The sequence below is a fragment of the Aeromonas sp. S19(2024) genome, assembly GCF_041402625.1.
GTDB classification, from domain to species: Bacteria; Pseudomonadota; Gammaproteobacteria; order Enterobacterales; family Aeromonadaceae; genus Aeromonas; species Aeromonas caviae.
This window is the reverse complement of record NZ_JBGLQU010000004.1, coordinates 41,002-58,899: the sequence shown is the minus strand read 5'-3', so window position 1 is coordinate 58,899 and position 17,898 is coordinate 41,002. Positions and strand designations below refer to the sequence as shown.

14 protein-coding genes are annotated in these 17,898 nt (G+C 64.3%); 3 read left to right on the top strand and 11 right to left on the bottom strand.

Annotated elements, in window-relative coordinates; translation table 11 throughout:
- Positions 1-15 precede the first annotated feature (15 nt).
- From mshE to ACB037_RS09735, 8 genes are all read right to left on the bottom strand, one after another.
- Positions 16-1,728, bottom strand: coding sequence for an MSHA fimbrial ATPase MshE (gene mshE / locus ACB037_RS09770; protein WP_043154387.1), 1,713 nt, complete (start codon positions 1,726-1,728; stop codon positions 16-18).
- Between the two features lie 74 nt (positions 1,729-1,802).
- Positions 1,803-2,939 (bottom strand): tetratricopeptide repeat protein, encoded by a 1,137-nt coding sequence (locus ACB037_RS09765; protein WP_103244110.1) that lies wholly within the window; start codon positions 2,937-2,939, stop codon positions 1,803-1,805.
- Positions 2,936-3,826, bottom strand: coding sequence for an ExeA family protein (locus ACB037_RS09760; RefSeq protein ID WP_010672622.1), 891 nt, complete (start codon positions 3,824-3,826; stop codon positions 2,936-2,938). The genes ACB037_RS09765 and ACB037_RS09760 overlap by 4 nt, the downstream gene beginning before the upstream one ends.
- A gap of 151 nt (positions 3,827-3,977) precedes the next feature.
- The gene (mshL, locus tag ACB037_RS09755) at positions 3,978-5,654 is read right to left on the bottom strand and encodes a pilus (MSHA type) biogenesis protein MshL (RefSeq protein ID WP_041212205.1); all 1,677 of its coding nucleotides are present in this window, start codon (positions 5,652-5,654) and stop codon (positions 3,978-3,980) included.
- A 70-nt stretch (positions 5,655-5,724) separates the two neighbouring features.
- Complete coding sequence (locus tag ACB037_RS09750; RefSeq protein WP_048209253.1) at positions 5,725-6,054, bottom strand: MSHA biogenesis protein MshK; 330 nt, start codon at positions 6,052-6,054, stop codon at positions 5,725-5,727.
- Between the two features lie 28 nt (positions 6,055-6,082).
- Positions 6,083-6,730 carry a type II secretion system protein M gene (locus ACB037_RS09745; RefSeq protein WP_139736761.1) on the bottom strand — a complete coding sequence of 216 codons (648 nt, stop codon included), beginning with the start codon at positions 6,728-6,730 and terminating at the stop codon, positions 6,083-6,085.
- A complete protein-coding gene (locus ACB037_RS09740) occupies positions 6,730-7,323 on the bottom strand; it encodes a PilN domain-containing protein (RefSeq protein WP_010672617.1) in 594 nt (197 codons plus the stop codon). Before ACB037_RS09740 ends, ACB037_RS09745 begins: the two co-directional genes overlap by 1 nt.
- Positions 7,323-8,186: an MSHA biogenesis protein MshI gene (locus ACB037_RS09735; RefSeq protein ID WP_151027551.1), complete on the bottom strand. Its 864-nt coding sequence runs from the start codon at positions 8,184-8,186 to the stop codon at positions 7,323-7,325. Before ACB037_RS09735 ends, ACB037_RS09740 begins: the two co-directional genes overlap by 1 nt.
- A gap of 120 nt (positions 8,187-8,306) precedes the next feature.
- On the opposite strand from ACB037_RS09735, the gene ACB037_RS09730 reads away from it, so the two are divergent.
- Positions 8,307-9,221, top strand: coding sequence for a 1-aminocyclopropane-1-carboxylate deaminase/D-cysteine desulfhydrase (locus ACB037_RS09730; protein ID WP_161469768.1), 915 nt, complete (start codon positions 8,307-8,309; stop codon positions 9,219-9,221).
- Here ACB037_RS09730 and ACB037_RS09725 read toward each other — a convergent pair.
- Complete coding sequence (locus tag ACB037_RS09725; protein WP_371175269.1) at positions 9,218-11,137, bottom strand: EAL domain-containing protein; 1,920 nt, start codon at positions 11,135-11,137, stop codon at positions 9,218-9,220. The genes ACB037_RS09730 and ACB037_RS09725 overlap by 4 nt on opposite strands.
- Positions 11,138-11,650: 513 nt before the next feature.
- Here ACB037_RS09725 and ACB037_RS09720 point away from each other — a divergent pair.
- Both ACB037_RS09720 and ACB037_RS09715 read left to right on the top strand, forming a co-directional pair.
- Positions 11,651-13,186, top strand: coding sequence for an EAL domain-containing protein (locus ACB037_RS09720; protein WP_371175268.1), 1,536 nt, complete (start codon positions 11,651-11,653; stop codon positions 13,184-13,186).
- Positions 13,187-13,337: 151 nt separating this feature from the next.
- Positions 13,338-14,435: a calcium:proton antiporter gene (locus ACB037_RS09715; protein WP_010672612.1), complete on the top strand. Its 1,098-nt coding sequence runs from the start codon at positions 13,338-13,340 to the stop codon at positions 14,433-14,435.
- Positions 14,436-14,628: 193 nt separating this feature from the next.
- On the opposite strand, the gene hutH is transcribed toward ACB037_RS09715, so the two are convergent.
- Complete coding sequence (hutH, locus tag ACB037_RS09710) at positions 14,629-16,161, bottom strand: histidine ammonia-lyase (RefSeq protein ID WP_201890422.1); 1,533 nt, start codon at positions 16,159-16,161, stop codon at positions 14,629-14,631.
- Between the two features lies 1 nt (position 16,162).
- Positions 16,163-17,866 carry a urocanate hydratase gene (gene hutU / locus ACB037_RS09705; protein WP_371175267.1) on the bottom strand — a complete coding sequence of 568 codons (1,704 nt, stop codon included), beginning with the start codon at positions 17,864-17,866 and terminating at the stop codon, positions 16,163-16,165.
- Positions 17,867-17,898: the final 32 nt, after the last annotated feature.

Sequence of the window (17,898 nt, the reverse complement as noted above, 5' to 3'; positions counted from 1 at the left end):
CAGATGCCTCATGCGTTACCCCAGGTCCTCGGCCAGCCGAAGCACCTCGTCCACCGAGGTGATCCCCTCGCGGGCATAGTCGAGCGCCGTCAGGGCCAGGGGGCGGTAGTGCTCGTGCGCCCGTGCCGCCCGGGCAAACCCCTCGGCATCGTTGCGGCGCAGGGCATCCATCATGGATTGATCCAGCTCCAGCAGCTCGTAGACCCCGATCCGGCCCGCATAGCCGGTAAAGTTGCAGCTCTGGCAGCCCCGCCCCTTGCGATAGCGATGCTGCCCCGGCGCTTCACCGGAGAGCACCGAGAGCCAGGTGGCCTGCCCCTCGTCCGGCGCCGTCTCGCAGGCGCAGTGTTCACACACCCGCCGAACTAGGCGCTGGGCCACCACGGCCCGCAGGGCGCTCGCCACCAGATAGCCGGGCGCCCCCATGTCGATGAGACGCAGAGCGCTGGTCACGGCGTCGTTGGTGTGCAAGGTGGTCAGCACCAGGTGACCCGTGATGGCGCCGCGCAGGCCGATCTCCACCGTCTCGTTGTCCCGCATCTCCCCCACCAGCAGGATGTCCGGATCCTGGCGCAGGGTGGAGCGCAGTACCTGGGAGAACGTGAGCCCTATCTTGGGGTTGACCTGCACCTGGCTGATGCGGGGCAGGCGGTACTCCACCGGGTCTTCCACCGTGATGATCTTGTGGCTGGCCTGGTTGAGCTCGGAGAGGGCACCGTAGAGCGTCGTGGTCTTGCCGCTGCCGGTCGGGCCCGTCACCAGGATCATGCCGTGAGGACGTTTGAGCTGACGACGGAAGCGGGTCAGGATGGCGGGCGGCATCCCGGTCTCGGCGAGCGACAAGATGCCGGAGGATTGATCCAGCAGCCGCATCACCACGGACTCGCCATACTGCACCGGCATGGTGGACATCCGCACATCCACGTCGCGGCCGCGCACCTTCATGTTGAAACGGCCATCCTGGGGCAGACGCTTCTCGGAGATGTCGAGCCCGGCCACCAGCTTGAGGCGCAGCACCAGCGCCTGGGCGATGCGCACCTCGTTGAGGATGTTCTCATGCAGCACGCCGTCGATACGCTGGCGAATGCGCAGCACCTTCTCGTCCGGTTCGATATGGATGTCGGAGGCACCCACCTGTACCGCGTCCTCGAACAGGGAGCGCAGCAGCTTGGCCACCGTCGCCTCCCCCTCGTCGGTTGCGGCATTGAGGCTGCCGGCCCCCAGCTCGAAGCCGGTCTCCTGGTGCTCTTCGTGCAGTTGCACCGCGAAGTTCTCTATCTCCCGGGTGCGGCGATAGAGGCGGTCGAAATACTCCAGCAGCTGGCCTTCACGGGCCACGGCCAGCACCAGCTCCCGCGGGCTGAGCAGGGCAGCGATGGCGTCGAGGGCGCTCAGATCCGCCGGATCCGACATCACCACGGTGACCTTGTCGTCGCTCAGGTTGACGGCCAGCGCCCGGTAGCGGCGCGCCTGCACCTCGGGCAACAGCGCCACGGCCGAGACGTCGATGGTGAGGTTGTTGAGATCGAAGAAGGGCACATCCAGCTGACGGGCGAGGAAGGTCAGCAGTTGCACCTCGCTGATGAAGCCGAGATCGATGAGGGTGGTCCCCAGCTTGCGGCCGGTCTGACGCTGCTGCTGCAGGGCCAGCTGCAGCTGATCATCCGAGATGATCTGTTCCTGTACCAGCAGGTCGCCTAGGCGCATTTTCAGTCTGGGTTGTGCCATTATTGCTCCGATCTCTGTTGCTTCACGCCCGCTGCCTTGTCCGATGGCATGGGCTCATCGAACTGCCGCTTTAATCAATGGGTCAGTTGGCCAATTCGTTGTTCGAGCCATTGGGTGGAGGCCTCCCCCAGATTGCCGTGCAACTGGGCATTGCGATAGGCATCCAGTGCCCGTTGACGGTGTCCCTGACCATCCTCCGCCACCCCCAGTCCCAGCCACCAGCGCCCCTGATCCGGCTGCTGGCGCAGCAGCCTGACGTACATCTCGGACGCCTGGACAGGCTGCCCCAGCTCCTGGGCAAGACCGGCCCAGGTGGCGTAATAATCCAGATTGCTGGCAATATCGGGCTGATAGCCGGTGAGCCAGTCCAGCGCCTTCTGCCGATCCCCGCCGCTGATGGCCACACGGGCCAGCAGCAGACGCAGGTCCGCCTGCGCGGGATCCAGCCTCAGCCCCTCTTCCAGCACCTGGGCGGCCTCGGTCAGCCGTCCGGCGCCATAGAGCAGGCCCGCCAGCTGTTCCCGCGCCCCCTGGTTGTGGGGATCGTGGGCCAGCACTTCGTAGTAGCCATCCTGCGCCTCCTCCATCCGTCCCTTGGCCATGGCCGTGGTCGCCTTGCGCTCGGCCAGGGTGGCCAGCTCGGCGTCGGAGAGTTCCACCGTCTCGATCTTCAGGATCCCGGGTTTGCGCGGCGCGGCGGGTGCAGGCGCCTCTTCGGCGCTCTGCTCCGCGGCCAGCTCGGCATAGAGGTCCGGCTGCAGCTCCTCGTCGCTCGGGATCGTCTCGTCCCCCAGCGCTTCCTCCGGATTGCCCTCATCGGCGAGCACGGCCTCATCGGCCGGAGCCTGCTCGGCTGCGGAGGGGGCCACTCTCGCGGCGGTCGACTCGGCACTGGCGGCGGGCACCTTTGCCACTGGCGCGGCAGAGGAGACCGCCTGCGTGGTGGCCACCACCGCCAGGGGCGCGGATGGCGCCACCGCAGGGGCGGTACGGGGGGCCTCGACCTGCGCCGCTGGCAGGGAGGCTCGCTGGCTCTGCTGCCAGAAGATCCAGGTGCGCCAGCCGAGGATCCCCAGGGCCAGGGTACACAGCAGGGTCAGCACCAGCATCCACCAGCCTTGCTGGCGCACCGGCGCCACATAGACGGCGGCTCCCTCGGCCTCTTGCTGACGCCTATCCAGATCTTTCAGCATCTGATTGATCACGCTCATGACCAGACTCCATACGCCAGGGCGGTGCCCAGCAACAACAACAGGGGCCACCAGAGGGTGAGACGGCCACGGCGGGCATCATCGGTATCCCGGATGGCGAGCCGGACCAGGGCGCTGTCGATCCGCCGTACACCGCGGCCATAGGCCAGCATCAGGCACTTCTGCGCCAGTATGTTGATGAGGCGGGGAATGCCGCGGGATGCGCGCCACAGCCTGCGCAGGGCGCGGCCATCGAACAGGGCGGCCCCGCGATAGCCGGACACCTGCAGCCGGTACTCCAGATAGGCCCGGGTCTCGTCGAGCCGCAGCGGCCGCAGGCGGTAGGAAAAACCGATGCGCTGGCGCAACTGGCGAAGACGGGGCTGCCCGAGCCTGGCATCCAGCTCGGGCTGGCCGAACAACACGATTTGCAGCAGCTTGCTGGATTCGGTTTCCAGGTTGCCAAACAGCCGGATCGCCTCCAGGGTCTCGTCCGGCAGGGCTTGCGCCTCGTCGATCAGCACCACCACCCGACTCCCCTGCCGATGCAGGGAGATCAGATGGCGGTGAATGCGATCCGTGAGATCCAGTTCGCTCTCCCCCGCCAGCGTCAACCCCAGCTCCAGGGCCAGGGCCGTGCGCAGCTCCCCCGGAGTGAGATGGGGGTTGGGCAGCCAGGCCAGGCGCACCGGGCAGGCCTCGGAGCCGAGCTCGCTCAGCAGTTTGCGACAGAGCAGGGTCTTGCCGGTGCCGACCTCGCCGGTCACCTTGATGAACCCCTCCCCCTGGGAAAGCGCCCAGTTGAGTACCTGCATGGCCTCCTCGTGGGGGGGCAGGCCGTAATAGAAACCGGTGTTCGGGGTCAGGCCGAAGGGGGCCTCCCGCAGTCCGAAGTGGCTCAGATACATGCACCCTCCCGGCCAGAGCCCCGGGTGCGCAGCCGCAGACAGCCCCGGATCAGCGACATGGCGCCTCCGCCGTCGGGCAGGGCAGACTGGCGGCAGCCGGGAGGCGCCGCCACATGGGAGAAGGAGTGCTCAACAGGCGTGTCATCCCGGATCAGCCCTTGGGGGGATACCATTTGTCGAGCAGCTCGGAGGAGCGTTGCAGCTCTTTCTGCCAGGTATCCTTTTCCACCACGGTGGGCTTGAGCAGGATCACCAGCTCCACCTTGCGGTTGCTCTCCCGGCGGTTGGTGAAGGCCTCACCGACCCAGGGGATGTCACCCAGCAGGGGCACCTTGCTGACAATCTCCTGCCTGTCGGTCTTCATCAGACCACCGATGACGATGATGTCCCCATTGTTGGCCTGCACCACGGTATCGGACTCGCGGATGGAGCTCTTGGCCAGCGGCAACACCAGGGGATCGGCGGTGCCGACGCTGATGGTCTTGCTCTGCTCCTCGGTGTCGATGACGGAGGGGTGGATATGCAGCAATACCTTGCCCTGCTCGTCGATCTGGGGCGTCACGTCCAGGGCTATCCCCGAGAAGAAGGGGGTCAGCTCCACGTTCGGGGTGACGATGGGGGCCGAAGTCCCCGAGGTGGTGGTGGTGGTCGAGGCGTTGGTGACGAAGTATTCGTCCGTCCCCACCTTGATCACCGCTTTCTGGTTGTTGGTGGCCGTCACGCGCGGGCTGGAGAGGGTGTTCACGTCCCCCTGGGTCTTGAGCAGGCTGACCGCGACGTTGAAGTTGCCATCGGAGATGGTGAAACCGGCGCCGCCCCCCAGAGCCCGGAAGATCTGGTTGGGAGTCGAAGCGATGGGGCTGTCCATGAGGGAGCCGCCCCCCGTGATGCCCTTGCCGCCGTCCCAGCTTGCGGAGAGGCCGCTCCAGTCCACCCCCTGCTCGTAACCCTCGTTGAGGGACACTTCCAGGATCCGCGCTTCCAGCACCACCTGGCGCTTGAGGTGTTCGCCGGACTGGTCCAGGAACTCGCGCACCGCCTTGAGCTCCTTGGGATAGGCACGCACCGTGACCAGGCCCGCCTGGGGACTGGTGATGACGGCCCGCCCTTCCCCTGTGCCGATCAGGGTCTGCAGGGCATCCCGCAGATCGGTCCAGTAGTCGTTGTTGCTGTCCGTCTCGATGCGGGTGCCGTTGCTGTTGGTGTTGTTGTCACCGCTGGCGGTGTTGCCCTGGCTGTTGTTGTTGCCGCTGTTGTTCAGGCCGTTGTCGAAGTTGTTGTTATTGCCATTGTTGTTGTCGTTGGCCGTCACCCCGCCTGTGCTCACCGAGGTACGGGAGAGACCGCGCCGGGCCATCATCAGGTAGTTGACCGGAATGGTCTCGGTGCGCAGACCGGCGGGATAGACGTGGAACACGTTGCCCTTGCGCTGTACGTCGAAGCCGTACATGTCGCCGACGGTCGCCAGCGCCTCCTGCAGGGTCACGTCCTTGAGCTCTACCGAAATGACGCCCGCCACACCGGGATGGACCGCCACGCTGTAGCGGGAGCCCTTGAACAGGGATCCGAAGAACTCCACCGCGTCCACGTCATGGGCCGCGATGCGCATCCGCTTCTCGGGAATGGTCATCGGCTGCTGGGGACGATTGAGCTGCAACAGCTCGCTCTGCACCGAGGGCGGCAGGGAAGTCAGGGGGGCGGTCGGGCTCTGCTCGCTCATCGCCTGCTTGAGTGCATCTTTGGCCTGTACCGGCTCGGGGTGACGATAGGTAGTGCAACCCGCCACCGCCAGCGCGAGGGGAAGCAGACAAAAAGGGTGTTTTTTCATGTTATTCGTGCACCTGACTCGCTATGAAACTCGACAAACCTGGCCCGCACCATCCCGTGCGACACCCACTTCACATCCGGATCTTGCTGCCAAACAGGGTCAGTGTCTGGCGTTTGCCCGCTTTTTCCAGCACCACGCTGTCGGCGCTGATCCCCACCAGCCGGAATCCGTTGACCTGCTGGCCGACCCGGTAGCTTTGACCGTCGAGCACAGCCAGGGCGGGCCCGCTCCCCAGGATGACGCTCTGCAACCTGGGCAGACCGGCCTCCTTGGCGACACTCGCCGCCGAGCCGGATCCCGCCAGGGGCATGGTGGGATCCTGCAGCACCTCGGCCTGGGCCTGCAGCGCGAGCAGGCTCCCCCACAGGGCCAGCCAGCGCCAGGATGGGAAGGCAAAAATGCGGGATCCCGTCCCGCCGACATGCCGCTTAACCACGGATGAACTCCTTGCTGGTGCTGAGGGTGTAGATCTCCATCGCTACCGCCGCCTTGGGATGCTCGACCACCCGGTAGTCAAAGCCCTTCCAGTAGAAGTGCCGAGGCAGGGCTTCGAGCGCTTTCAGGTACTGGTAGACATCGAAATAGCCGCCCTCCAGCTGAAGCCGGATGCCGTGCCTGAACAGGTTCACCTTCTGCTCCCCGGCCATCAGCGGCTCGGGCTTGAGGGAGGTGAGCGCCAGCATATGCAGGTTGGCGGAGCGGGACAACAGGGCCTCCAGCACTGCGGGCATTTCGTGGGCGGGGATCAGATCCACCGTCTGAGCCAGCAACTCGGCATCCATCTGGCGCAGGGACGTCTCGACACCGGCGAGCTGATCGCGCACCTGGGCATCGGGATCCCGCCCCAGCCTGGCCTGCTTGCCCTGGTTTTCCAGGGTCAGGATCTCCAGATCCCGCTGCGCCGCAGCCAGGGCCTGCCGATCCTGGCCCAGCCGGGTGTCGGCGTCATCCAGCCAGCCATAGATGCCCATGGCCCCGAGCAGCACGACCCCGGTCAACAGAATGAGGATCCGCTCACGCAGGCTGAGGGCTGCGATCTGCTGCCCCCATCCCTGCCATTGTGCCTTCATGTCCATCAGGGAGTCTCCCGCGCTATGCCACTGAGCTGGAAGGCAAGCTGGCCCTCCTTGTCCCGACTCAGGGTGAGCTCGCCAAACTGCTTGCCCGCCAGGGAGGGGGTCTGCTTGAAGCGGTTCACCCAGGCGGGCACGTCCTGACTGCGTTCGGCCACGCCCGCGAGGTTGATGCGCCCGTCGCTTATTTCGATCCGTTGCAGGGAGAGGCGGGGATCCCGCAGGCGGGCCAGGTCCGCCATCACCCCCGCATAGCCCTGGGATTTTTGCAGGGAGAGGTGGCCAAGCTGCTGCATCAGCGCCTGTTTCGCCCCCAGCTCTTCCCGCTTGTCGGCCAGTTGCCGCTGCAAGTCTGCATTCGCCAGATGGCGCGCCAGCTCCGCATCGAGACGCCTGGCCTCGCCGCGCTGCACGTCGAGCTGTGCCCGCACGCCAGCCAATTCACGATCGAGGCCCTGCTGTTGCCAGCCATAGAAGAGGGTGGCCCCCAGCAGCAGCACCAGGACGCCACCCCAGACCAACGCCATCTGGGGCAGGCTGGCCCACAGGCGTCTTGGCCGGAATTCGGCGCCATAGAGGTTGATATGGTGTTTCATCAGTCGCTCCTGCCCAGGGCCGCGCCATAGGCACTGAGGTATTCGACTCCCGCCAGTACCGCCTTGTTTGCCATGGCCGACACCGGGAAACCGAATGTCTGTTCCAGGTGACGCACCAGTACCCCCATGGCGGAGGAGGCGATGGCCAGTTGCAACTGGCCGGGCTCGGGCAACTTGAGATGGCCGGCCAGATAATCGATGGATCGCTGGATCTCCAGCGCCAGCGCGTCGAGCTGGTCGGCATCTGGCTCATGGCTGCCGGTGAGGCTCGCAAATCCGCGCAACTGGCGGGAGAAACAGAGTCCGCCCCGATGGAAGACCAGCAGTTGCAGCTCCTGCCCCCGGGGTTGCCAGAGCAGCATGCGCACCATCTGGTCCGCCTCGTAGAGGGCCGTCATGGCCAGCTCGTCACTGACGATGGCCTCCAGGGTCGCCGCGCCGTTGACCGCATCCGCCACCTGCTGCACCCGGCTCTTGGGCATGCAGACAACGTTGATGCGCGGACGCCCGGCAGGGGGAGTCGGCAGGTCCACATAATCCATGGCGAGCTGCAACACCGGCTCGTTGACGAAATCCTTGATGGCCCAGGGCAGGGCCCCCGCCATCTCGGCATCGGGGACGGCAGGCTTGTCGATCTGGATCTGCTGATAAAGGCTGGCCGCGAGGGCCACCCGCACCTTAGACTTGGCCAGACCGTGCCGGGAAAACAGCTCGGCCAGGGCCTTGGACCAGTCGTGGGGGCCGTTGACAGGCTGGCTGGCAAACACGGGAACGGGGTCCACGCAGGCCAGCAGAATGCGATCGCTGGCCAGCAGGATCCCGACCTGATGGCTGGAGGGAGAACGTCTGAACAGTGACATCATCTGGATCTTCACCTGGCCGCGTAAAACGGACTAAACCTTAACATAAACAGGCTATTAGCCTCCAACTTTATGACAAACGACGCATCGACGGCCACGCTGGCACCCACGGGAGACGATCCCATGGCTCCCCTTCAGCTCCCCTCCCCCCTGCACCGGATCCGGCATCCTCTGCTGGCAGCCCATGACGTCACGCTCTGGTGCAAGCGGGACGATCTGATCCACCCGACCCTCTCCGGCAACAAGTGGCGAAAGCTCAAATACCATCTGCAACAGGCACAGATGCTGGGCAAGGGCCACATCCTCTCCTTTGGCGGCGCCTACTCCAATCACATCCACGCCCTGGCCGCAGCAGGACTCAGACTGGGACTGCGCACCACGGGCATCATACGCGGTGAAGGGGATACCGTCAGCAATCCCACCCTGAAAGCGGCCAAAGGCTGGGGCATGGATCTCGTTTTTGTCGACCGGCAGGACTATCGCCGGCGCCAGGATCCCGAATGGCTTGCCCGGTTCGAGGATGACGACACCCTGCTGGTACCGGAAGGAGGCAGCAGCCCGCTGGCCATCCCCGGGGTGGCCGAGCTGGTCGACGAGGTGCCCTTCTCGCCGGATCTCTGGGTGCTGCCCTGCGCCAGCGGCGGCACCCTGGCGGGGCTCATCGCGGGCAAGCGGGCGCAGGAGCAGATCCTGGCCATCGCGGTGCTCAAGGGGGCCGACTTCATCACCGGCGAGGTATGCCGGTTGCATCCGGCGGCGGCCACCATCCCGGGCTGGCGCATCGCGCTGGATCACCACGACGGCGGCTATGCCAGGTTCAGTCCGGCACTCTGGCAATGGGTGCAGGCATTCAGTGCCGAAACCGGCTTGCCGCTGGAACCCATCTACAGTGGCAAGGCGATGTGGGGGCTGTTTCGCGAACTGGCGGCAGGCCGCATTGCGCGCGGCAGCAAGATCATCTTCATCCACACCGGTGGCTTGCAGGGGCTGGCGGGCCTGCAGGAGCAGGGCCGCCTGTCACCCCGGCCGGGGCGCTAGTCAGGCAGGTTGAGGGGCTCGGGGTCGGCAAACCAGGGACCTTGACCGGCATGCACGCCCAGGTGTCGCAACATCTTCCACTCGTCGCCACTCTCCACCCCCACCGCGATGACCCGGGTCTGGGTATTGGCACAGCCCCCCACCAGACTGCGTACCGCCATCTGGTTGACCTGGCGCAGGTGGATCTCCCGCACCAGGCTGGGGTGCAGCTTGAGGAAGTGGATCTCGAACTCCTTGATGTACTGGGTGCTCACCACGTCCTGGCCCGCATGATCGATGGCCAGCCTGCACCCCAGCATGCGCATCGCCCGAAGCGGCCGCTTGAGGGCTTCGTAGTGGCGGGTCACCTGGGACTCCGACAACTGCAGGATCAACCCCTCGTTGGTACTGCGCGGCAACTGGAACAGCTCGAAGAAGAGCTCACGCTGGAACTCGCGGGTGAGCAGGTTCTGGGCGCACAGAGAGAGGCTGATAGGGCAGCTCGATGCCGGTCGCTGGCGCAGCAGTCGCAAGGCTCGGGCCACCACCAGTCTGTCCAGCGGCAGCAGCAGACCGGCCTTCTCCGCCATGGGCATGAAGACCCCCGCCTGCAGCTCCCGGCCCTGCTCGTCGTGAAGGCGGATGAGCAGCTCCTGCTGCAACACCACCTGCTCCCGCTCCTGTTGCACAGGCTGGACGTAGAAGTCGATGCCCTGCTCCTCGATGCGACGGCTGATCAGGGTGCGCCAGCGCACCGTTCCCTTGCTGCTCGCCTCCTCGTTGAGGGATTTCTCGAACAGGAACCAGCCGCTGTGTCCTTGCAGGCGTGCGCTCTTGAGCGCCAGCTCTGCCTCTTCCTGCACCTTGAGCAGGGAATCCTGTGCCTGGTAGCAGACCGCACCGAGATAGACGGCGGTGTCGGCATTGACCGCTTCGGGCCAGTGCAGCCGCTGCAGACTCTTGAGCAACTGGCTGGCACCGTCCACCATCTCGCTCTCTGACATGTTAGGCAGCAGCACGGCAAAGACCTGACCGGCATAGCGCGCCTGCAGGGCTCCGCTGTGCTTTCGCACGAAGGCGGCGATGGTGGCGCTCGCCTCCATCAGGAGTTCCTGGCTCGGGCGCCCGCTCAGCTCGGGATCCAGCTCCTCCAGACCGGCCAGCTCGATCAGCAGCACACCGCCGCTGATCACGCTTGCTTCCATGATGGCGCTCTCCAGCCGGTTGTCGAAGAAGAGGCGGTTGCCGATGCCCGTTGTCTTGTCAACGAAGGCGTTGCTGCGGATGAAGTTGTCGAAGCGGCTGCGCTCCTTGCGGGCGTCGGCCAGCTCGGTCAGCAGATGGGTGAGGGCCTGACTGGCCGAAACAGGCCACTCTTCGGCAGGGTCATGGGCCAGCTTGGTCAGCTTGCCATCCAGGATCAGCTGGGCACGCTCCGCCAGCAGCTCGGCACCGCGCAACTGCAGACGCAGCCAGCGGATGGAGTACCAGAGCCCGAACACCACGATGAAGATACCCAGAGAGATGCCGAACATCGCCTTCATGGAGTACTCGAACTCCTTGAACGGCCTGTCCAGCTTGAAGTCGGCCCGCATCCCGGCCTGATTGGGGATCGCCTCGCTGTAGGCGATCAGCAGGCTCTCGTCCGTCTGCTGCTGCACATCGCGAAACCAGTAGACCCGCTGCTTGTCCTGACGGATCTCCAGCTCCACCACATGGGAGGCCCGCAACAGGGAGGGCAGCCACCGGGCAAGGGCTTGCTGGTCATCGGTCACCCCCAGTTGCTTGTCGATGATCTCCACCAGGGAGTCGACCCGGTTCTGCTGCAGCTCCATTCCCATCTGGCGGAAACTGAAGACCCCGCCGAGCATCACCATGGCCATGGCCGAGATCACGCACAGCGTAATAAAAGAGACGAGTTGAGTGGTCAGTTTCATGTGCCTTTCCGTAGCCGACAGCATCCATAGGGCATCATGGTATCAGCCCAGACCAAACGCCGCCTATGGATGAAGATCCCGCTTCTGCAAATAAGCGGGCGGATGCGTCATGCGGCGCCGTTGTGCGGGCCGCAAAAGAGGCATCAAGGGAGAGAACGAGGGGACACAGGCTGAGGAGCGGACAGAAAAATGGTCCCACAACGGGGACCAAAAGAAACACTCATATCAAAACTAACACTCTGTGCTACTGACAAAAATAGATACAGGAGTATTGAACACACGGTGAGTCAAACCGCACCGCTACTTTAGCCACTTCAGATAAGCTGGACAATTGTCATTTATGACAGGTCAGCGATTGAATCTTGTTCAGGTGTGTAGTCATATCCTTTATTTATCAATTAATTATCGTTTTTGTTCCAAGTGTGACCAACTTGGCTCAAATCGATGCAGCTAATGCTATGATGCTTGAGTCTCAATCGGGTTGTTTCATTTCAGGGAAGAAGGGGGCCCACCATGTCTGCACGATCTCCGTTATGGATTCCTCTGGGCCTCTTCTGTTTGCCCCCGCTGCTGATGCTGTTGCTCACCCCCCTGTTGAGCGACAAGCTGGCTCACCACCTGTTGCAGACAAAGGAAAGGGCTCTGCTCGACTACCAGCAGGAGCGCAACCAGCTCCTGGATCAAGATGTCCCCGCTCAACTCGCCCACTTTGCCTTCGATTGCGGCCCCAAAGACATGGCGCTGCTGCGCTCACCTCAGTATTACAACCGCCATATTCGCCTGGCCGGCCTGCAGCTTGCCAACGGGAGCGGCTGCTCCACCCTGGGCCCCGCCCTGCCCCAGCTTGCCGACGCCGGCATACCGGTCTCCCCCGACTTTCATATTTCCAGCACGGCCCCCATGTTCGATACCGAACGCGAAACCCTGGTCTATGCGAGACGCAACGGCAATCTGGCCTATTGGGTGCTCGACAGCAGCTGGAGCCATGAGCTGCTGCGCACCCCCTGCAACGACTGTTTCTACCTGGAGTTCAACCACAAGCACCCGACCCAGTCCGGGCTCTTTTTCCCCCGTGGCAACAAGCACATTCGAGAAGAGGCAAACCCGATGCGGCTGCTCAGTTTCGACCCCCAGCATCAGGTGGAACAGACCCTCTGGGCTGGCGAGGCACTGAAACGCTACGCCCGCTCACAGATACACCGTGATGGCCTCTGGTCGGCCGGGGCGCTGGGGGCGCTGCTGGCGGCCCTCTACTGGAGCCTTAGAAACTACCGGCGCTCCCTCAAAGGATTGTTGCAAAGAGGGCTGGCTCGGCGGGAGTTCATCCCCTTCTATCAGCCCATAGTGGACAGCAGAAACCGAAGGGTGGTGGGATTCGAGGCATTGCTGCGCTGGCAGCGAGGACGGGATTTGGTGTCGCCAGGCACCTTCATCGCCTATGCGGAGGAGCAGGGGCTGATCCTGCCGATGACGGATCAACTGCTGGAGCGCATCCTGGCGGATCTCCCCGTCCTGGCCCCGCACCAGTGGGTCAGCGTCAATCTGGTGGCGGGCCATATCGAGCAACCTCGTCTGCGCACCCAGTTGCAGCGCCATGGCTGGCCCTCGCCGGCCCGCCTCACCTTCGAACTCACCGAGCGGGATCCCATCAAGCACATCCAGGGGGCCATGGCGGAGATCGCAGCTCTGCAGGAGAGGGGCTATCACTTCAAGCTGGATGACTTCGGCACCGGCTATGGCGGCTTTGCCTACCTGCAACGGCTCGGCATTCGCCAGATCAAGATCGACAAGATGTTCGTGGATACCATAGGCACGGACGACCTCAAGCGCAGCGTGCTGGATGCCACCATCGCTTTCGGCCTCAAATCGGGCATGGAGATGATCGCCGAAGGGGTCGAAACCCAGGAGCAGGTGGATTATCTGCATCGCCACGGAGTCCACCTGATCCAGGGCTACGTCTATGCCAAGCCCATGCCCCTGAGCAAACTGAAGATCTGGCTGATGGCATGGCAAGAGGGCGAGACAACCAGCCCCTCCGACCCGCACTGAGGCGGTATCTACCCCGCCTCTCACCCTCTGCAACAAAATGATGCTCCGCATGAGGAGCATCTCCCCTTATCATGGGTCTGTGCACCTTGGGTGCACCAAGTCGCTCCATACCCCGTCGGCCGAGGCCGCCCCGAGATGAGAACCACTGCCTATGAAGTCTTTTATCCGACAAGAGATTGCTCTGCCTGCCGGTCTGCTGACCCTGCTCTTCTTCAAAACCCTGGGGAGCGACCTGCTGGCAGAGACAACCCCCCTTGCAGTCTACCTGCCGGTGTCGCTGGCCCTGCTTGCCATCGTGACCTGGGCCATCTTCTCCGTCGTGCGTCACTCTGACGCCCTCGCCATCAAGCTCGGGGAACCCTTCGGTACCCTGATCCTGACCCTCTCGGTCATCTCCCTGGAAGTGGTGATGATCTCCTCCGTCATGCTGACCGGCGATCCCAATCCCACCATGGCCCGTGACACCATGTTCGCGGTGGTGATGCTGGTCACCAACGGTCTGGTGGGCTTCACCCTGCTGTTTGGCGGCTGGCGCTATCACACCCAGAACTTCAATCTGGACGGGGTCAAATCCTATCTGGTGGCCATCATTCCCCTGGCTCTGCTCTGTCTGGTCCTGCCGAACTTCACCCAGGGCGGCACTCTGGGCAGCCTCTCCAAGGCCATGTCATGGATGCTGATCATCATCTCCATCCTGCTCTATGGTGTCTTCCTGCTGATCCAGACCCGCAGCCACAGCCACTTTTTCGTCGACAGCGATCACGAGGATCTCGAGGATCACCACGGCCCGCTGCAGAGCAACGTCTATCACACCCTCTTGCTGCTCGCCTACCTGGTGGTGGTGATCCTGCTGGCCAAGACCCTGGCCATCCCCATCAACTACGGGGTGCACGTGATGGAAGCCCCGATGGCGCTGGGTGGTTTCATCGTCGCCTGTATCGTACTGGCCCCCGAAGCGGTCGGCGCCATCAAGGCGGCCTTCAACAACCAGTTGCAGCGGGCCATGAATCTCTACTTCGGCTCCGTGCTGGCCACCATCGCCCTCACGGTACCCTCCGTACTTTTCATCGGCTCCCTGATGGGGCAGGAAGTGCGCCTGGGCCTCTCCCCTGCCGACATGGTGCTGCTCATCACCACCCTCATGGTCTGTAAAGTGACCTTCAGCAGCGGCCGTACCCACGCCCTGCACGGCGCCACCCATCTTGTGCTGTTTGTCGTTTACCTGTTCCTGATGTTTGAACACGGATAAGGCTGCCAGCACTCACCCCAGTGTTGTTCGTGGTTTATCTGTTCCGGATGTTTGAACACGGATAAGGCCGCCACCACCTGCCTGCTGCCACTCTGCGCAGCGCGCTTCCGATGGCCCCGACGCGAGGCGCGGGAGACGGAAATGAAAAGACCGCCCCATGGGCGGTCTTATTTATGGTTACTCAGGCTCCAATTCAGAGGCTGGGCAGAGTCCCGGCCGGGATCAGGTCGTTGTAGCTGGCACGGCCCAGCAGGGCGGCCGCCGCCTCGATGTCCGGTGCAAAGTACCTGTCCTTGTCATAGAAGCTGACCTCTTCCCGCAGACGGCCCTTGGCCAGCTCGATGAGCTCGGTGGAGCGCAGGGGAGCGCGGAAGTCGAGCCCCTGGGCCGCTGCCAGCAGTTCCACCGCCAGGATGCCACGGGTGTTCTCGGCCATGTCCGCCAGCCGGCGACCGGCGAAGGTGGCCATGGAGACGTGGTCCTCCTGGTTGGCCGAGGTGGGCAGGCTGTCCACCGAGGCCGGGTGGGCCAGGGTCTTGTTCTCGGAGGCCAGGGCCGCCGAAGTGACCTGGGCGATCATGAAACCGGAGTTCACCCCGCCGTTGTTCACCAGGAAGGCCGGCAGGCCGGACATGCGCGAGTCGATGAGCAGCGCCATGCGCCGCTCGGACAGCGACCCGATCTCGGCGATGGCCAGGGCCAGGTTGTCGGCGGCAAAGGCCACGGGTTCTGCGTGGAAGTTGCCGCCGGAGATGATCTCCTCATCCTCGGCAAACACCAGCGGATTGTCGGAGACCGCGTTGGCCTCGCACACCAGCACCTCGGCGGCCTGACGGATCTGGGTCAGGCAGGCACCCATCACCTGGGGCTGACAGCGCAGGGAGTAAGGATCCTGCACCTTCTCGCAGTTGTGGTGGGACATGCCGATCTCGCTGCCATCCACCAGCAGGTGGCGGTAGCAGGCGGCCGCGTCAATCTGGCCACGCTGACCGCGCACTGCATGGATGCGGGCATCGAACGGCCGGCGGCTGCCAAGGGCGGCCTCCACGCTCATGGCGCCGATGGTGATGGCGCCGGCGTAGAGATCCTCGGCATGGAACAGCCCTTCCAGCGCGAAGGCGGTGCTCGCCTGGGTGCCGTTGAGCAGGGCCAGCCCCTCTTTCGGCGCCAGCGCGATGGGCTCCAGCCCGGCAATCTTGAGGGCAGTGGCGGCGTCGATCAGCTCGCCCTTGTGACGGGCCTTGCCTTCACCGATCAGCAGGCAACTCATGTGGGCCAGCGGCGCCAGATCGCCGGAGGCGCCGACGGAGCCCTTCTTCGGCACCACCGGATAGACTTCGGCGTTGATGAGCCGCATCAGAGCCTCCAGCACCACCAGCCGGATGCCGGAGAAGCCGCGCGCCAGCGAGTTGAGCTTGAGCACCATCATCAGCCGCACGGTGGCATCATCCATGTACTCGCCAATCCCCGCCGCATGAGAGAGCACGATGGAGCGCTGCAGCTCGTCCAGCTGCTCCACCGGAATGCGGGTGTTGGCCAGCAGGCCAAAGCCGGTGTTGATGCCGTACACCACCCGGTTTTGCTCGATCACCTTGGTGACCACGGCGGCGGAGGCGTGGATCCCCGCCAGGGCAGCCGGATCCAGGCTAACGTGTACCGGCTCACGGCTGACACGGCGCAGGGTGGCGAGGCAGAGTTTGCCCGGTTGCAGATTGAGTTCGAACATCTTATTTCACCCCTTTGCCGGTGGCGTCGATCATCGGCAGATCCAGTTTCGCCTCATGGGCACAGTTGATGGCAATCTCGTAGCCGGCGTCGGCGTGACGCATCACCCCGGTGGCCGGGTCGTTGCGCAGCACGCGGCCGACCCGCTTGGCGGCATCGTCGGTGCCGTCACAGACGATCACCACGCCGGAGTGCTGGGAGAAGCCCATGCCGACCCCGCCACCGTGGTGCAGAGAGACCCAGGTCGCGCCGCCGGCGGTGTTGAGCAGGGCGTTGAGCAGCGGCCAGTCGGAAACGGCGTCGGAGCCATCTATCATGGATTCGGTCTCGCGGTTCGGGCTCGCCACCGAGCCGGAGTCCAGGTGGTCACGGCCGATGACGACCGGTGCCTTCAGCTCGCCGTTCTTCACCATCTCGTTGAAGGCCAGGCCCAGGCGCACCCGATCCTTGACGCCAACCCAGCAGATCCGCGCCGGCAGGCCCTGGAAGGCGATGCGCTCGCGGGCCATGTCGAGCCAGTTGTGCAGGTGGGGATCGTCCGGGATCAGCTCTTTTACCTTCTGGTCGGTCTTGTAGATGTCTTCCGGGTCGCCGGAGAGCGCCACCCAGCGGAACGGGCCAATGCCCTCGCAGAACAGCGGGCGGATGTAGGCCGGCACGAAGCCCGGGAAGTCGAAGGCATTCTTGACCCCCTCTTCCAGCGCCATCTGGCGGATGTTGTTGCCGTAATCGAGCGTGGCGGCGCCGCGGGATTGCAGGGTCAGCATGGCTTCGACCTGACGGGCCATGGAGCGGCGAGCCGCCACGTTGACCTCGTCCGGTGCGCTCTTTTGCAGATCGCGCCATTGGGCCACGCTCCAGCCCTGGGGCAGGTAGCCGTGTACCGGGTCATGGGCGGAGGTCTGGTCGGTCACCACGTCCGGCGTGATGCCGCGAGCCACCAGCTCGGCGAAGACGTCGGCGGCGTTGCCGAGCAGGCCGACGGAGACGGCGGTACCGCTGCGTTTGGCCTCCTCGACCATGGCCAGCGCCTCATCCAGGCTGTGGGCCTTCTTGTCGACGTAGCGGGTACGCAGACGGAAATCGATACGGGTCTCGTCGCACTCCACGGCGATCATGGAGAAACCGGCCATGGTGGCGGCAAGGGGCTGGGCACCGCCCATGCCACCCAGGCCCCCGGTCAGGATCCAGCGGCCTTTTGGTTCACCGTTGAAGTGCTGGTTGGCCACCGCGAAGAAGGTCTCGTAGGTGCCCTGCACGATGCCCTGGGTGCCGATGTAGATCCAGGAGCCGGCGGTCATCTGGCCGTACATCATCAGACCCTTCTTGTCGAGCTCGTTGAAGTGCTCCCAGTTGGCCCAGTGGGGCACCAGGTTGGAGTTGGCGATGAGCACCCGCGGCGCATCCTTGTGGGTCTGGAACACCCCGACCGGCTTGCCGGATTGCACCAGCAGGGTCTGATCGTCCTCGAGCCGGGTCAGCACCTCGACGATCTTGTCATAGCAGGCCCAGTTGCGGGCGGCGCGGCCGATGCCGCCGTACACCACCAGGGACTGGGGATGCTCGGCAACATCCGGATCCAGGTTGTTCATCAGCATCCGCAGTGGCGCTTCGGTGAGCCAGCTCTTGGCGGTCAGCTGGGTGCCGTGGGGAGCACGGATCACGCGGCTCGGATCGTGGCGGGGATCCTGGTGTTGTACAGACATAGACACTCCTTGTTTAGCGATGTAGTCAGGCG

What these genes read in the sequence shown, in the direction of transcription:
- mshE (WP_043154387.1), bottom strand. Translation starts at nt 1,728, where the DNA reads ATGGCACAACCCAGACTGAAAATGCGCCTAGGCGACCTGCTGGTACAG.
- ACB037_RS09765 (WP_103244110.1), bottom strand. Translation starts at nt 2,939, where the DNA reads ATGAGCGTGATCAATCAGATGCTGAAAGATCTGGATAGGCGTCAGCAA.
- ACB037_RS09760 (WP_010672622.1), bottom strand. Translation starts at nt 3,826, where the DNA reads ATGTATCTGAGCCACTTCGGACTGCGGGAGGCCCCCTTCGGCCTGACC.
- mshL (WP_041212205.1), bottom strand. Translation starts at nt 5,654, where the DNA reads ATGAAAAAACACCCTTTTTGTCTGCTTCCCCTCGCGCTGGCGGTGGCG.
- ACB037_RS09745 (WP_139736761.1), bottom strand. Translation starts at nt 6,730, where the DNA reads ATGGACATGAAGGCACAATGGCAGGGATGGGGGCAGCAGATCGCAGCC.
- ACB037_RS09740 (WP_010672617.1), bottom strand. Translation starts at nt 7,323, where the DNA reads ATGAAACACCATATCAACCTCTATGGCGCCGAATTCCGGCCAAGACGC.
- ACB037_RS09735 (WP_151027551.1), bottom strand. Translation starts at nt 8,186, where the DNA reads ATGATGTCACTGTTCAGACGTTCTCCCTCCAGCCATCAGGTCGGGATC.
- ACB037_RS09730 (WP_161469768.1), top strand. Translation starts at nt 8,307, where the DNA reads ATGGCTCCCCTTCAGCTCCCCTCCCCCCTGCACCGGATCCGGCATCCT.
- ACB037_RS09725 (WP_371175269.1), bottom strand. Translation starts at nt 11,137, where the DNA reads ATGAAACTGACCACTCAACTCGTCTCTTTTATTACGCTGTGCGTGATC.
- ACB037_RS09720 (WP_371175268.1), top strand. Translation starts at nt 11,651, where the DNA reads ATGTCTGCACGATCTCCGTTATGGATTCCTCTGGGCCTCTTCTGTTTG.
- ACB037_RS09715 (WP_010672612.1), top strand. Translation starts at nt 13,338, where the DNA reads ATGAAGTCTTTTATCCGACAAGAGATTGCTCTGCCTGCCGGTCTGCTG.
- hutH (WP_201890422.1), bottom strand. Translation starts at nt 16,161, where the DNA reads ATGTTCGAACTCAATCTGCAACCGGGCAAACTCTGCCTCGCCACCCTG.
- hutU (WP_371175267.1), bottom strand. Translation starts at nt 17,866, where the DNA reads ATGTCTGTACAACACCAGGATCCCCGCCACGATCCGAGCCGCGTGATC.